We start from the raw sequence: 14109 nt of genomic DNA on the forward strand, positions 1-14109 counted from the left end.
ATCACTTCGTGGGCATCGCGGGAAATGACATTTCAAAGTTGACAGGGCTAAATTTCTCTGGAATCTGTAATTAAAAAGTCGCTTGTTTTCGTTAATTTGTGCCACTTAAGTTAATCAGGTAAGAAAACTGAATAGTTGGCACCGGCATGAACAAAGTGAAGGCTTTTATATTATTGGCAGTTTTAATTTTGACCACTGCAACATCATGGGGCCAAATGTATTACTGGGTTGGCTTTTCTGACAAGATGAACACCCCTTATTCCACTGCTTTCCCCGAAGAATATCTTTCTGAACGTGCCCTGGAACGCCGCGAAAAGCAAGATATTCCCATCGACTCGCTCGATTTGCCGGTTGATCCTGCATATATTAACCAGGTTTTGCAACTCGGTGCTGTGCCTATCCATTCCTCAAAATGGTTAAACGGAATTACTGTATCTGCAGAGTCTGGCGATTTTGAAGAAAAAGTGCGGGAACTGACATTTGTAACAGAAGTACAGCTCACTAAAAAAGTTTCGCAAATTAAAAGTGCAGTAAATAAATTTGCCGAACCGGTTGTGCCTGAAAACCAACTGGACATCGACACCTCTTTTTACGGCAGTTCAGTTTACCAGGTGGGGCAGTTAAACGGGCAGTTTCTGCATAACCAGGATTTCAGGGGGCAGGGAATGCAAATTGCCGTGCTCGATGCCGGTTTTTATAAAGCCAACCAGTATTCAGCTTTCGACAGTTTGTGGGCCAACAACCAGATTTTGGGAACCCGTGATTTTGTGTCACGAGACAGTAACTTCAATATTTTCGAAATGCATTATCACGGCATGAGTGTGCTTTCTATTATGGGTGGCAATCAACCCGGTGAACTAATCGGAACTGCCCCCAGGGCCTCGTACTGGCTTTTTCGTTCCGAGGATACCTATTCCGAGAATATTATTGAAGAAGACAACTGGGTAGCTGCTGCCGAGTATGCCGACAGCCTGGGCGTTGATATTATCAATTCATCGTTGGGGTATTCCCTTTTCAACGATTCAGCCATGGATCACACCTACGCCGATATGGACGGGAATACCACCCGCGTTACCCGTGGTGCCAATATTGCTGCTTCGCGCGGAATGCTCGTGTTTTCTAGCGCCGGGAATGAAGGCAGCGTAAATAATCCGTGGAAATACATTATTGCTCCGTCAGATGGCGATAGTGTAATTGGTGTGGGAGCTGCCAACTGCGACGGGGCGCCGGCACCTTTCACTTCGTATGGCCCCGCATCCGATGGCGATGTGAAACCCAACGTGTCGGCAGTGGGCTGGAATACCACTTTGCAAAAAAGCAACGGAACAATTGGCACCGGCAATGGTACTTCCTATTCTTCGCCGGTTATTGCAGGAGCTGCAGCCTGTTTGTGGCAGGCGAATCCGAATACCACTGCTTTCCAGGTGAAAAGTGCCATCGAGCAAAGTGCCCACCTGTTTGACGAGCCCGATCCGTTGCTGGGATTCGGTATCCCGGATATGAAATTGGCCGACCAGATTCTTAAAACTTCTGTTATTGAGCAGCTTGAAACTCTTGGCGACTGGTTGGTTTATCCTAACCCGATGGCTGATTACCTTGTCTTGCAAAAAAAATCGAAAAGTGTTTCTTCCGAACTAAAAATTTACTTCTATACCACTGACGGCCGCTTGGTTTACAAAGTGGTTAAACCGGAAGCTTCCAAAATTATGATGAATGAACTTCAGTTTTTGCCCTCAGGGTTGTTACTTTTGCAGATAGTTACAGAAGAAGCTGCTGAAACCGTGAAAATTTATAAAAGTCCGTAACCCGATGGAGCAAAAATTAACACTTTTCGAGTTAAACAAATGGATCAAAAATGCACTCAGCGAAGCCATTCCCGGCACCGTTTGGGTGGTTGCCGAAATTAGTGAATTGAAGGAAAACCGCAGCGGGCATTGCTACCTCGAGTTGGTTGAAAAAGAGGAGAATGACATTATTGCGCGGGCGCGGGCTACTATCTGGTCGTACACCTACCGGATGCTCAAACCTTATTTTGAAACCACTACCGGGCAACTGTTTACGCACGGGTTGAAAATTTTGGTTCAGGTTTCAGTGGAATATCATCCTGCCTACGGATTGAGTTTGAACGTTAAAGATATTGACCCGGCTTACACCGTGGGTGATTTGGCCCTGCAGCGTAAAGAAATCATGGAACGGTTGCAGCGCGAGGGAGTTTTCGGGATGAACAAAGAGCTGGAATTGCCATTGGTCCCGCAAAAAATTGCCGTGATTTCTTCCAAAACCGCTGCCGGTTACCAGGATTTTATGAACCAACTGGAAAATAATCCTGCCGGTTTTCGTTTTTATACACACATTTTTGAGGCAACAATGCAGGGAACAGGAGCTGTTCCTTCAATTATAAATGCACTGGAACGAATTTTTCAGTACGAAGATTTTTTCGATGCCGTGGCAATTATCAGGGGTGGGGGAGCTTCGGCCGATTTAAGTTGTTTTGATAACTACGAACTGGCTTTTAATGTCACCCAGTTTCCGTTACCTGTTGTCACCGGCATTGGCCACGAAAAAGATGATACAATTACTGACATGGTGGCACATACCCGCCTGAAAACTCCCACTGCAGTGGCCGAATTTTTTATAAACGGCACAGAAAGTTTTTACGACAGGCTGCTTGCCCTGGAGGAGGAAGTGGTTGACGCAGTCCGCGAAAATGTGCAGGAAAAACATCATCAGCTCGAAAATTTTGCATCTGATTTTCACCAGCTGGTCTCCCGGTTTATTAATGAAAAAAAGATTCAGCTCACGGCAAAAGGAAACAGGTTTCAGCAGCAGGTGAGCCGGTTTTCATTCAATAAAAAGTATGAACTGAACACCATTCAGCACGATTTGCAATCAGCTGTTACGGCCTGGAACAATAGAAAAAAGATTGACCTGGAACGCAACCGGCAGTTACTAAAAACGCTGGCAGGCGAAGTGTTTTTCAAACAGCAGACAGAAAACAGCAGGTTAATTGGGCGGTTAAAGTCAGCCACCCGGGGCCTGATTTCAAAAGAAAAGGAACGGCTGCATTTAAACGAAAATGCAGTGCGGTTGCTGAATCCGGAAAATGTGTTGAAACGGGGTTACACGCTAACCATGAAAAATGACCGGGTAGTTAAATCGGTAAAACAGCTTGCGGTTGACGATGAGGTGGAAACCCGTTTTGCTGATGGAAAGGTTAAAAGTAAAATCACAAAAAAAGAATAAAATGGCAACGAAAAAAGTATCTTACAATGAGGCAATTCTGGAGATTGAAGACATTCTCGGGAAAATTGAAAATGAAGAGCTGGATGTGGACGAGCTGGCCGAAAAAGTGAAGCGGGTTTCCTCACTGCTAAAAATATGTAAAGACAAGTTGCTGAAAACCAACGAACAGGTGGAGCAAATTTTAAAAGAAATGGAAGAATAGGAATATTTTCAAATTCGTACCTTTGTAAAAAAGAAATATGACAAAAGAAGAAGTTGCAAAAACAATAGATCATGCGGTGTTAAAACCGGAATTCACCGAAGCAGATTTACAAAAACACGCCCGCATGTGCATGGATAACGGCGTTTTCAGCATGTGTGTGAAACCCTGCGACATTTCAGCTGCCAAAGAACTGCTAAAAGATTCAGGAGTGAAAGTTTCGTGTGTGTTAAGTTTTCCGCACGGGGCTGACGCCACTCCGGTAAAAGCATTTCAGGCCAAACAGGCGATTGAAGATGGCGTGGACGAAATCGATATGGTGATGAATATTGGACGTTTCCTGGGCGATGATTATCATTACGTGGTAGAAGATATCAAAGCTGTGGTGGAGGTGGCCCACAAACACGATGTGCCTGTAAAAGTGATTCAGGAAAGCGGATTTCTTTCGCCCGAGCAAATTACCAAAGCGTGCGAATTGTCGTTTATGGCAGGTGCCGATTTTGTGAAAACCTCCACTGGTTTTGGTCCCGGGGGCGCAAAACCGGAGTACATCGATGTGATGGTAAAAACCGTGGGCGATAAAATGAAAATAAAAGCCTCGGGCGGAATTCGCACCTGGGACGATGCTGTCGCTTTTCTCGAACAGGGGGCCGACAGGCTTGGGATTGGCTCAACCGAAGCCGTTTTGAACGGCGCAAAAGCCACTGGTGATTATTAATTTTTTTTCACCAAAAAATAAGGCATATTTGTAGTTCTTGATGAAAAAAGAACCAGAATGTATTTTTTAAACGGAGACCGAATCTATATAAAACCCGATAATGGCGCTGAATCGCTGCACAACCAATTGTTGAGCTGTGTTGGCCAGTTGAACCAGATTAATTCAGGGAAGAAAGTTTTTAAGGTTAATTTTTTTGCCGATACTTCCAATAACAACTCATATAATAATTTACAGGAGAAAGCGCATGAGCTGATTTCTGAACGGTTTACAACGCCCATGGTCGTAAATATTATTGCTCAACCGCCATTGACCTGTAAAATTCTGGCCGAGGTTTTTTATTTTGATGCCACACTTTGGAATTCGGAATATATTCAAAAAGAAAATGGAGCCGCCATGCTTTTTGAACGCGAAGGAACCGAAATTTTGATCGGGAATGTGCAGGCAAATAAAAGCAAAAGCTGCCATGAAAATGCAGCCAGCACTTTTGAAGATTTTGGCGGGTTGCTTGGGCATGCCGGTTTTCCAGTAAACTCCATAATTCGCCAGTGGAACTACCTGGAGGATATTTTGGGTTTTGATGACGACAAGCAACGTTACCAGGAATTTAACAATGTGCGTTCTGGTTTTTATGCCGATTATTTTAAAGAAACGGGCTATCCGGCAGCCACCGGAATTGGCATGAACCGGGGCGGCGTGTTGATTGAATTTGTTGCCCTGAAGTCGGAAGCTGCACTTACGATGCCACTTGACAATCCCGGCCAGGTTGCCGCACATGTTTACAGCGATAAAGTTTTGATTGGGGGAAAGTTTGCCGTTAAGTCCACTCCCAAATTTGAGCGGGCACGTTACCTCGGAGTTTTCGGAAAGAAAATGATTTTTATTTCAGGAACTGCCTCCATACGCGGAGAGAAAACAATAGGTTTGGGTGATGCAGCGAAACAGACCGAGGTCACCATCGAAAATATCCGGCGTTTATATTCCGATGAGGTTTTATCACAAATCCCGGGCAACGGTATTCGGCCACAATACGGCCATACTCGTGTTTATGTGAAACACCGCAAAGATTTTAAAGCCATAAAAAACACCGTGGAACGTTATTTCGGAAATTTGCCGGCAGTATATATTCTGGCAGATATCTGCCGCGATGATTTGCTGGTGGAGATTGAAGGGAAAGTGGTGCTGGAATAATATTCATTGTTAAAATTCGTGGCACGACTTTGAGGTCGTGCCACGAATACTCCATCATCAGTTTCGCTCCGAGCGACACCAATGGTTAAGAACAGTTTCCTTTTAAAAACTAAAATCCACGCCCACCATAAAATGCCTGCCGGCCTGTGGAAAATAGCCATCCATTTCATAACGCTCGCCGCCAAAGATGTAGGAATACACCCAGGCGTTGGTTTCATACATTTCATTAAAAAGGTTGTTCACCATCAGGTGAAGGGCCATTTCGTCAAACAATTCCGTTTTAAATGAATAATCTATTTTCAGGTTATTTACAAAATAGGCATCCAGACTGCGGGTGTCGCTTGAGGTATTGTCGATGAATTGTTTGCCTACATAAGATGAAACCAGTGCCAGGTTCAGGTTTTTTGCCGGGTTAAAAAGCAGCTGGCTGTTGGCAATTACGTTGGGTGAAAAAGCAATGTTAGTGGTTCCCAACTCAACTGTTTCCTGCCCGCCGGTATCCCAGTTATCCACATATTCAATGAAGTTTTTTATTTTATTTTGGCTGAATGTGGCATTCCCCTGCCATTCAAAATTTCGGGAGATTTTTATCCCGGCCTGCAATTCAACACCGGCCCGGTAACTGTTGTCCACATTCACCATTATGGGCGACCCCACGTTGTTTATTTCGCCCGTTTGTACCAGTTGATTTTTATATTTCATGTAGTAAAAATTGGCGCTTCCGGAGAAGGTGCGCGAATGAAACCGGTAGCCGGCCTCCCAATCGTTCAGTGTTTCGTTCACCGGTTTTTCCTGCGAGGGGTCAATGTCCACATAAGCTGTTCGGTTGGGCTCGCGGTTGGCCCTGGCAAACGAGAGGTACAACTTCTGGTTTTCGGCAGGTTCGTAAAAAATCCCAAGCTTCGGGTTGAAAAAGTTGAATACATGTTCCTGTGAAATGTCGCGTAAATCATCGTCAATCCCCGTGATACGGTAATCAATCCGGCGGTATTGCAAGTCGGCAAACAGGTTCAGTTTTTCAGCTACCTGGTAGTAATATTTGACGTACACATTAAAATCTTTTTTCAGTCCGTTTCCGCGGTACCATTCGTGGTTGTAGTCTATCTCGCCGAGGTATTGCCCCCAGATTACATTTCCGTAGTGGTCGCCGTCATACGTATTCCATCCCCCGCCCAAAGTCAAATCGCTTTTTCCTTTTTGGTAATTCAGCGAGAAGGTGAGCCCGTAAAAATGGTTGTCGAGCCACTTGCGGTCGATTACGTCGGACGATGTCACCGTGTCATTACCAATAATTAAATCCGGGATTTGATAATCTTCAAGGTCTTCATCGGCCCGGTAATTTTCGTAGTAGCCTTTGCCGCGGGTATAAAAGCCGGAGGCATTCAGATTAAAGTCCGGGCTGAATTTGTGCGAAAAATGCAACTGGTAATGATCCTGCTGGAAGTTGTCCACCTGGTTTTCATACGTATAAAGGTTGTATGTGCGGCTGTCGGAGTTAATCATCGCCTGTGTTTCCTGCGGTGAATAGAGCCAGTGTTCTTCGTAGCGCTGCATCCCTTCCAGATCATCGTTCAGCCGAACGGAAGGAACCCCGTTCCACGCCTGGTATGTCCTTTCAAGCCCCGAAAATACATTGGCTTTCAGTACTGTATTTTCAGCATAATAGCCACCTGAAACAAAAAACGATTTCAGGTCGGAAAAGGCACGGTCGATGAACCCGTCGGACGTTACTTTTGAGAGCCTGGCATCGAGTGTAAATTTATCATTGAGTAACCCGGTGCCGGCGGAGACGGTATTTTTAAAGGTGTTAAACGAACCGGCTGCTGTTTTGTACTCCGCATAGGCATCTTTACGGAGCATGTTGGTTTGCAGGTTAATGGTGGCGCCAAACGCTGCTGCTCCGTTGGTTGAAGTGCCCACGCCACGCTGAATCTGGACGTTTTCGAGCGATGATGCCAAATCCGGCTGATCGACAAACCACGTTCCGTGCGATTCGGCATCATTCAGCGGGATACCATTTACCGTTACATTGATGCGGTTCAGATCGGTGCCGCGGATACGAAAATTGGTATATCCCACGCCTGCACCTGCATCGGAGGTTGCAACAAATGAGGGTGACAACTGCAGCAAGTAAGGAATATCCTGCCCCATGTTCCGCGACGAAATTTCTTCACCGGTAAGGTTGGTGTAGGCCATCGGCGTTTTGTCTTTGGCGCGTGTGGCTGATACAAGCACTTCGCCGGTCATAAAAGATGCCGGCTCTAAATTTAGGATGAGTTCTTCATCTTCCGGAATTTGAACCGGAACTTCTTTGGTTTCGTAACCTACAAACGAGGCTTTGATGACATATTCGCCCCGTTTGAGGTTTTTAAATTCGAAGCTGCCGTCACTGCCGGCAGATACTCCATAGAACGTGTTTTTTACCACTACGCTTGCGCCGGGAAGCGGTTCGCCATTGCCGGTAACTGTTCCTCTCAAATTGTGTTGCCCTGTTGCGGCAACAACCATTAACTGCATCAGCAGCCAAATGCTTAAACATTTCATTTTTAGAATTTTTTGGTTATCAAACTAACCAATGGAGTGGGCCGGAGCCCGTTTGCCCTCCCTTCGCCGGCATTATCCGGATCAGGTTCAGTGGGTATAATCTCAGCCCTTAATTAATTAAGGCACCCCCATTGCGTAATATCAGGACAAAGTTAAAAAGGTTTTTTGGAATGGGAAAAATATGGTTTTGTTTATTGGTTGTTTATTCATTTGTTTTTTATTATTGGCGGTGACGGTCAGGAAAGGAGCGGAGACAAGGCACTCCGCTGCACCCGGCCATCTACTCGATTAGGTTTTCGTGCTTTGTTTTTAGCCATTCTTTATCTCCTCAAGAATCTCAATGAGTTCATAAATATTTGTTGATGGATTGTTGAATAATTCTTTTTGTTTAGCTCTTTTACAAGCATCAAAGCATTTTTCGTTTAATTTCTCTCGTAACTTTTGGTCTAATACTCCTTTTTTGTAAGTATTATGATTTCTATTACATAATTCTCTAATGCAATTGGCAGTTGTAATATGTGCATTTTGATTTTTGTAATGCAATAAAAACCAAAGTTCAATTGAGGGATTGGATGTTAATAATTTAGCAGAATCTATCTTTTGCAACCGTTCAAGTACTGCGTCTATATCTGCATCATACATTAAAAAGTCAATATCCTTTTCGTGAGTTGGTTTTCCTTTCTTATGCCTTTTGATTAACTTTTCATCGATATTACTGCCTATAACTTTAGGGACAATTTCAATAGGAACTCGGTATTTTGAACGAAGGTAACAAACGTATGTTTCCTCGGTTTTTCCTTCACAAAAAACCCAAAAATGGGGTTTTATCTTTTTCCCTTTTGATGCTTGTCTTTTCCTACTCATTATGAAGTATTGATTTGAGGTTCTCGATAGAGTCATTTACAAATGGAACGGCATCGAAACGTCCTTGTAAATATGCTTTTTCTAAATCCATTGTATCTCTAAAGTCACTGTAGTCGTATAGTGAATATAAATCCGTAGAAGCATCTTCATTTTTATTTACAAAGAAAATTTGGTCTTTACGAAACTTGGTAAGATTCAAAAATCGAGTATTGTGAGTTGTGCATATTAATTGCGCCCTTTTTCCTGCACGGAATAGATTGAAAATGTATTCTATAATATCAGTATGCAGACTTTCTCCAATTTCATCAATCAATAATATTTTATTATTAGAAACTATGTCTAAAATGTTTAACATTATCACAAAAAGTTTTTTTGTTCCTTCAGACTCTTCGGTAATTAAGTCAAAACCTACACTCGGGTCTGCCTTATGATATGTTTTTATTTGCAATGCGTCCTGTATTACATCTTCAACTGATAATGTTAAGTCTTGTAGATTAGCATTAAAATTTTTCCCTTGCTGTTTTACTTTTCTAATTTTTATATCAACGATATCGCTATCTGCAATCCTTAATGCTTCTAATAATTGTTGTTTATAAACGTTAAATAGGTTTTCTATCTGAGGAGCATTATGTCCTAGATATCCAAGGATAAAAGTATTGTTGAAATAGTTAAAAATATCTTTAGCTATTTCTCTGTCCATTTGGCTTGCTCGGGAAATATATAATGTTTTATTTGATGTGTTGTCTGCTACATCCAAAGGTCTTTTTAGAACAGAACCGAACGAATATTTTTCCTTTTTTGTTTTTCCTAATCGTTCATCACGAGTGAATATCTTTGTTATTCGTCCTTTGGGATAGTAGAATAAACTTTCAGTTACTACGCTGTTTTGCATTAGAGAGAAAGAGTATTCGTATTCAATTTCATTATTGACAAAACGAATGAAGTAATTGCTTGGTTTTTTGCTTGAATTTCCAAATTTGAATTTTTTGAAGTTGAATGTTATATTCTCGTTGTGGTTGTGGGAGTTTAAAACCATCATGCTGCAAAAACGGATTGCTTTAATTATGTTGCTTTTCCCTGAAGCATTTGCCCCATACAACGCAACGGTTTTAAGTACAGATGTTTTCTCAAACTTTGTAATGTTATTTTTGAGTGCTTTAGCGTTTTTTGATTTAATATTTGCAGCTCTCAAATCCAATACAATTTCTTCTTTTATGGAGAAGAAGTTACTTAAACGTATTTCAAGTATCATTTTGATGTTGTATTTGTAAATATTTTACAAATTAAGTCTATATAATGTGAAAAACAAATTTATAGGAGCCTTTTATATAATCTTAATACTTTATTTATCTCATCCTATGTGGTTTTTAGCATGAAACCTAGCGATCCGTTCATATTTTCCGAATCCACTGAATAATATTTGTCGGATATATTTAGGTTTTGTTTCACAGATTGGAATCATTTCAGGGTTTTGGATGTTCTTTAAAATTTCCGTACATCCCTGCCTTTCCTGCTCCAAGGGCTTCCCTCTCCGGGCAAACGGCGAGCAAATGAATCCTTCCGCGAAAGCGTCGGTTTCGTTGCTATGGAATCTTCCTTTTCTCCTTATGTTGCCCGGTATAATCAATACTTTGGTTTTTAGTGGCTTAAAAGTAAGCATAAATTTATTTTCAAATAAAAAAGGGGGCCATTATTATTTAATAAAAGCTTCCCCGGACAAAAAAGGAGGCGTGGGAGACATCTCCTAACCGTCGCCGGACGAAAAGGGAGGCGTGGGGGAATTCCCCTGTATTGAATGGCGGGGAATGGGCGCTGAATATGCAATGTTTAATATCCAAAATGAAGAGCAGCAACGATATTGTTATCCATTTATACAAAAAAAAGGCAGCGATTAGGGGCGCTGCCTTTTTTTTTGCGGGCTGCTTTCAACGGGTTCCGGTGGAAAAAGGATTATTGAATTAGGCACTTAACAGATTTAAGTTTAAATTTTCATCATCAAACCATTTGTAAATCAAAATCTTTTTTAGTTAGTCTTATCTTATTATGAGACAATGATTCTAAAGTCCTTTTGATATGTGATGCTCTGTCTTGTTGTATAAACGTTGGAATTAAATCCTCCAATTTTATTTTAAAGAGTCTGTTTATAACGATTAAATCCTCTTTTGAAAAAGGTCTTAATCCATTAATCAACTCCGACATATAGCTTTTTCGATGACCTAAAATCTTTGCTAAATCATTTTGAGTTAACCCTGCCTCTTTTAATTTTGCTTTAATACGTTCTTTTCTCTTTTCGTAGAAGTCATTTTCGGCTTGCACTAATGTTTCTGCTAAATCGCTATCTTTAATTTGATTATCTGTTATGGAATTTTCATCATTCCAATTTTTTTCTTCATAGTCTTTTATCAGATTGCGAAGATGTTTGCGGATTGGTTTATATGATTCATCCTCTTTTTCAAGCACTCGTAATTTTAGAAATAGTGATGATGCTTTTTCGAAATCCAATTCACTCTCTAATGAATCTAATCTTTGTATGTTTTGTATTGAAAATCTATCCATTTTAAATCAAATTTTGTTTACGTAACCATTTTTCAATCGTGCTTTTATTTCCTTTAAAAGTCTTGTCATATTCATCATGCGAACCAGTCCATACAACCGTTGCTTCATTGTCTTCAAAGACTATCAAAATCATTGTACGATGAATATTTATATCAAAAAAGTAAAAACCATCGCTGTGTACACAATCTGCATCAGGTCGTGTTTCTATAATTTCTGTTTTCTTAGTAATTCCAAGTTGTATATTTTACAACGACAAATGTAAATGAAAGTTTCACAATACATGGAACTATAATTTTATTTTTTTTCTTCGTGTGTAGCTTGATTTTATGGTTGGTAACGATCAGGTGTATATGTACTGGTAAATTTTAATGGTATTTTCGTTTTTTTCATTCAATGGTTACCTTTTTGGTTCATTTTTCCGGATTAAAATTCAACTCGGAGAACTTCCTTTTTTTCTGAATAAAAAATTTCCACATAATACTTTTGGGGAAAATTTCCGGGTGTTTTTCAACGGTTGCGAGCTGCAGGAGTTTTTTTCTTTTTCTGATGAGCTTTCCCAGGTTCCGGTAAAAAGAGGCATGCGCTTTAACAACTGCCCAAAAACTTTGGAAATAGAATCCAAAAATGAATTTAACAGCAGCCACGCCATCCAGCACCATCCGGGTAAGTAAAATGCGATGAAACCATGTTGGAGGAAGGTTTTTGTACAGCATGAATAAGTTGTTGCGAAAATTGAGGTAAACCTTTTGGGGGCTGTCATACGACAAAGTGCCTCCCCCCAAATGAAAAACCACGCTTGCAGGCTGGTACAATATTTTGAAGCCCTGGTTTTTCAATCGCCAGCACAAATCAATCTCTTCCATGTGTGCCCAGAATTCACCATCGAAACCACCAGCTTTCCTGAAAGCTTCTGATTTTATAAACATGCATGCTCCGCTGGCCCAAAATATTGGTGCCGGTTTGTTAAACTGGCCCAAATCGGGTTCTGTCCGGTTCAGAATTCGGCCACGGCAAAACGGATAGCCGAAGATGTCGATAAACCCGCCGGCTGCACCGGCATATTCAAATTTGTGCGGTTTTTTGTAGCTTAATATTTTGGGTTGAACAACTGCAGTGTGCTCGTCTTTTTCAAACAGTTCAATTCCTGCTTTTAGCCAGTTGGGTGTTACTTCCACATCGGAGTTGAGCAAAATATAATAATCGGCATTTACCTGTTTTAACGCCTGGTTATAGCCCTCGGCAAAACCGTAATTTTTATCGAGAACAATAATTTTAACGGATGGAAAATTGGTTTTTAAATGGTTGACGGAGTTGTCGGTTGACGCGTTGTCAGCCACATAAACCTCGATGTTGGGAGATTTTGAATTCAGAATAACCGATGGCAGGAAAGTGTCGAATAATTTTTCACCATTCCAGTTAAGGATTACAATAGCAACCTTTTTGTCGTCGGGCATAGTTTTTTGCGTTAGGAAGTGAGCAGTTTTGAAATAATGGATGCGAGATTTTCCTTCTCGAGGCTTTCCAGGATTTCCTGTATTTTTTCTTCTTTTTCCTGTTCTCCTGAATTTAAAATGGTTTCCAGTTCTTTTACCTGTTTGCCGGTTAGTTCATCTTCAAGCAATTCTTTAATTTTTAATTTTTCGTGTTTTTGCTGCGGGAGCCCCAGGCTTTCGAGTTCCGAAATAACTGCATCCAGAATTTCTTTGGCCTGAATTCTCACCGGGTCTTTGTCTTTGGCCGAACCGCCAGCAAAAGTATCGCGCAGGCTCCAGCTCGAGTAATCGTAATGAAGGTTTTGAATCATTTTTATTTTGGAATTCTCTTTGCCAAAAATGCGTTCCAAAAAAATGATGGTGCGGTTTTTCCATGCCTCCAGGTCAAACTTTTTGTCGTCGAGCCGGGCGATCTGTTCTTTCAGCAAGGTAATTTCTTTTTCGGCCATAAGTTGCGATTTATTTGTGCTGCAATTTACGAATTCTGCTTTTCTCCCAACTGTTTATGAATGATTTTATAGAATGCAGGATAGAAATTTTCGCTTGCAGCCACAATTTCACCGCCAAACAGCCATTTGCCGCCGCCGTTGAAATCGGAAACTTTTCCTCCGGCCTGCTGCAAAATAAAAACTCCGGCTGCCACATCCCAGGCGTGCAGGGCATGTTCAAAAAATGCATCGAACCGACCTGCTGCCACATAACAAAGATCGACGGCGGCAGAACCCAGTCGCCGCAGCCCGCGAGTGTTTTTCATGAGGTTTTTCATGGCCTCGATGTAGTCGTCCACCCGGTCAAAATCATAGTAGGGAAACCCGGTGCCAATTAATGTGTCTTCCGGTTCCGAAGTGGTGTTAACCCAGATTTTTTTCCCGTTTAAATAAGCCGGACTGTCCTTCCATGCGCAGAACATTTCATCGAGGCCGATTTCATAAACCACTCCCAGCACCAGCTCGTCGCCTTCCTTTAAGGCGATGCTTACCGAGTGCGGCGAAATTCCGTGGATGTAATTGGTGGTTCCGTCCAGCGGATCTACAACCCACAAAAATTTTTCGCCGGCCTCCGAAGCAGTGCCTTCTTCTGCCACAAAACCACTTTCGGGAATGATCTCTTTTAGTGCTGAAACAATGCGCGATTCGGCGGTTTTGTCAACATAAGTGACCAGGCTGGCTGCACTTTTCAATTCCACATCTTTCTCTGAGATTTTTGCTCGTTCACCGCGGATAAAATTTCCTGTTTCGCGGGCAATTTGCTGAACTTGTTCACACAATGTTTTGTAATCGGTTATGTCTGTCATAATTATTGAT

The 14109-nt window shown here is 41.8% G+C and carries 13 protein-coding genes and 1 riboswitch; of the genes, 5 read left to right on the plus strand and 8 right to left on the minus strand.

The features are described 5' to 3' along the window. Positions 1 to 146: 146 nt before the first annotated feature. The 5 genes from BUC07_RS04655 to BUC07_RS04675 are packed head-to-tail and all read left to right on the plus strand — an operon-like array spanning position 147 to position 5348. Positions 147 to 1805, plus strand: coding sequence for a S8 family serine peptidase (locus BUC07_RS04655; protein WP_073166280.1), 1659 nt, complete (start codon positions 147 to 149; stop codon positions 1803 to 1805). Positions 1806 to 1809: 4 nt separating this feature from the next. Then, positions 1810 to 3243, plus strand: a complete 1434-nt coding sequence (gene xseA / locus BUC07_RS04660) for an exodeoxyribonuclease VII large subunit (protein ID WP_073166283.1) — start codon at positions 1810 to 1812, stop codon at positions 3241 to 3243. A 1-nt stretch (position 3244) separates the two neighbouring features. Then, positions 3245 to 3445 (plus strand): exodeoxyribonuclease VII small subunit, encoded by a 201-nt coding sequence (gene xseB / locus BUC07_RS04665; protein WP_073166620.1) that lies wholly within the window; start codon positions 3245 to 3247, stop codon positions 3443 to 3445. A 37-nt stretch (positions 3446 to 3482) separates the two neighbouring features. Then, the gene (gene deoC, locus BUC07_RS04670) at positions 3483 to 4160 is read left to right on the plus strand and encodes a deoxyribose-phosphate aldolase (protein ID WP_073166286.1); all 678 of its coding nucleotides are present in this window, start codon (positions 3483 to 3485) and stop codon (positions 4158 to 4160) included. Between the two features lie 57 nt (positions 4161 to 4217). After that, positions 4218 to 5348, plus strand: a complete 1131-nt coding sequence (locus BUC07_RS04675; RefSeq protein WP_073166289.1) for a chorismate transformation FkbO/Hyg5 family protein — start codon at positions 4218 to 4220, stop codon at positions 5346 to 5348. A 102-nt stretch (positions 5349 to 5450) separates the two neighbouring features. On the opposite strand, the gene BUC07_RS04680 is transcribed toward BUC07_RS04675, so the two are convergent. The 8 genes from BUC07_RS04680 to BUC07_RS04720 form a co-directional block, all read right to left on the minus strand. Beyond that, positions 5451 to 7892 carry a TonB-dependent receptor gene (locus BUC07_RS04680; RefSeq protein WP_073166292.1) on the minus strand — a complete coding sequence of 814 codons (2442 nt, stop codon included), beginning with the start codon at positions 7890 to 7892 and terminating at the stop codon, positions 5451 to 5453. Positions 7893 to 7934: 42 nt separating this feature from the next. After that, positions 7935 to 8032, minus strand: a riboswitch (TPP riboswitch). Positions 8033 to 8201: 169 nt separating this feature from the next. Next, the gene (locus BUC07_RS04685; RefSeq protein WP_073166295.1) at positions 8202 to 8756 is read right to left on the minus strand and encodes an RloB family protein; all 555 of its coding nucleotides are present in this window, start codon (positions 8754 to 8756) and stop codon (positions 8202 to 8204) included. Further along, positions 8749 to 10008, minus strand: coding sequence for an AAA family ATPase (locus BUC07_RS04690; RefSeq protein ID WP_073166298.1), 1260 nt, complete (start codon positions 10006 to 10008; stop codon positions 8749 to 8751). The genes BUC07_RS04685 and BUC07_RS04690 overlap by 8 nt, the downstream gene beginning before the upstream one ends. 743 nt (positions 10009 to 10751) lie before the next feature. Beyond that, positions 10752 to 11312, minus strand: coding sequence for a helix-turn-helix domain-containing protein (locus tag BUC07_RS04700; protein WP_073166303.1), 561 nt, complete (start codon positions 11310 to 11312; stop codon positions 10752 to 10754). Between the two features lies 1 nt (position 11313). Further along, entirely contained in the window at positions 11314 to 11553 is a 240-nt protein-coding gene (locus BUC07_RS20510; protein ID WP_083578096.1) for a type II toxin-antitoxin system HigB family toxin, read from the minus strand. A gap of 169 nt (positions 11554 to 11722) precedes the next feature. Then, the gene (locus BUC07_RS04710) at positions 11723 to 12766 is read right to left on the minus strand and encodes a glycosyltransferase family 2 protein (protein ID WP_073166306.1); all 1044 of its coding nucleotides are present in this window, start codon (positions 12764 to 12766) and stop codon (positions 11723 to 11725) included. A gap of 11 nt (positions 12767 to 12777) precedes the next feature. Further along, positions 12778 to 13254, minus strand: coding sequence for a hypothetical protein (locus BUC07_RS04715; protein WP_073166309.1), 477 nt, complete (start codon positions 13252 to 13254; stop codon positions 12778 to 12780). Positions 13255 to 13280: 26 nt separating this feature from the next. Then, positions 13281 to 14099, minus strand: a complete 819-nt coding sequence (locus BUC07_RS04720) for an inositol monophosphatase family protein (RefSeq protein ID WP_175552461.1) — start codon at positions 14097 to 14099, stop codon at positions 13281 to 13283. Between the last annotated feature and the right edge of the window lie 10 nt (positions 14100 to 14109).

Origin of the sequence: Tangfeifania diversioriginum, assembly GCF_900141875.1 — a bacterium.
GTDB classification, from domain to species: domain Bacteria; phylum Bacteroidota; class Bacteroidia; order Bacteroidales; family Prolixibacteraceae; genus Tangfeifania; species Tangfeifania diversioriginum.

Bases quoted from the DNA above. Each gene is read 5' to 3' on its own strand.
- BUC07_RS04700 (WP_073166303.1), bottom strand. From the start codon at position 11,312: ATGGATAGATTTTCAATACAAAACATACAAAGATTAGATTCATTAGAG.
- BUC07_RS04675 (WP_073166289.1), top strand. From the start codon at position 4,218: ATGTATTTTTTAAACGGAGACCGAATCTATATAAAACCCGATAATGGC.
- deoC (WP_073166286.1), top strand. From the start codon at position 3,483: ATGACAAAAGAAGAAGTTGCAAAAACAATAGATCATGCGGTGTTAAAA.
- xseA (WP_073166283.1), top strand. From the start codon at position 1,810: ATGGAGCAAAAATTAACACTTTTCGAGTTAAACAAATGGATCAAAAAT.
- BUC07_RS04690 (WP_073166298.1), bottom strand. From the start codon at position 10,008: ATGATACTTGAAATACGTTTAAGTAACTTCTTCTCCATAAAAGAAGAA.
- BUC07_RS04710 (WP_073166306.1), bottom strand. From the start codon at position 12,766: ATGCCCGACGACAAAAAGGTTGCTATTGTAATCCTTAACTGGAATGGT.
- BUC07_RS04715 (WP_073166309.1), bottom strand. From the start codon at position 13,254: ATGGCCGAAAAAGAAATTACCTTGCTGAAAGAACAGATCGCCCGGCTC.
- BUC07_RS04685 (WP_073166295.1), bottom strand. From the start codon at position 8,756: ATGAGTAGGAAAAGACAAGCATCAAAAGGGAAAAAGATAAAACCCCAT.
- BUC07_RS04720 (WP_175552461.1), bottom strand. From the start codon at position 14,099: ATGACAGACATAACCGATTACAAAACATTGTGTGAACAAGTTCAGCAA.
- BUC07_RS04655 (WP_073166280.1), top strand. From the start codon at position 147: ATGAACAAAGTGAAGGCTTTTATATTATTGGCAGTTTTAATTTTGACC.
- BUC07_RS04680 (WP_073166292.1), bottom strand. From the start codon at position 7,892: ATGAAATGTTTAAGCATTTGGCTGCTGATGCAGTTAATGGTTGTTGCC.
- xseB (WP_073166620.1), top strand. From the start codon at position 3,245: ATGGCAACGAAAAAAGTATCTTACAATGAGGCAATTCTGGAGATTGAA.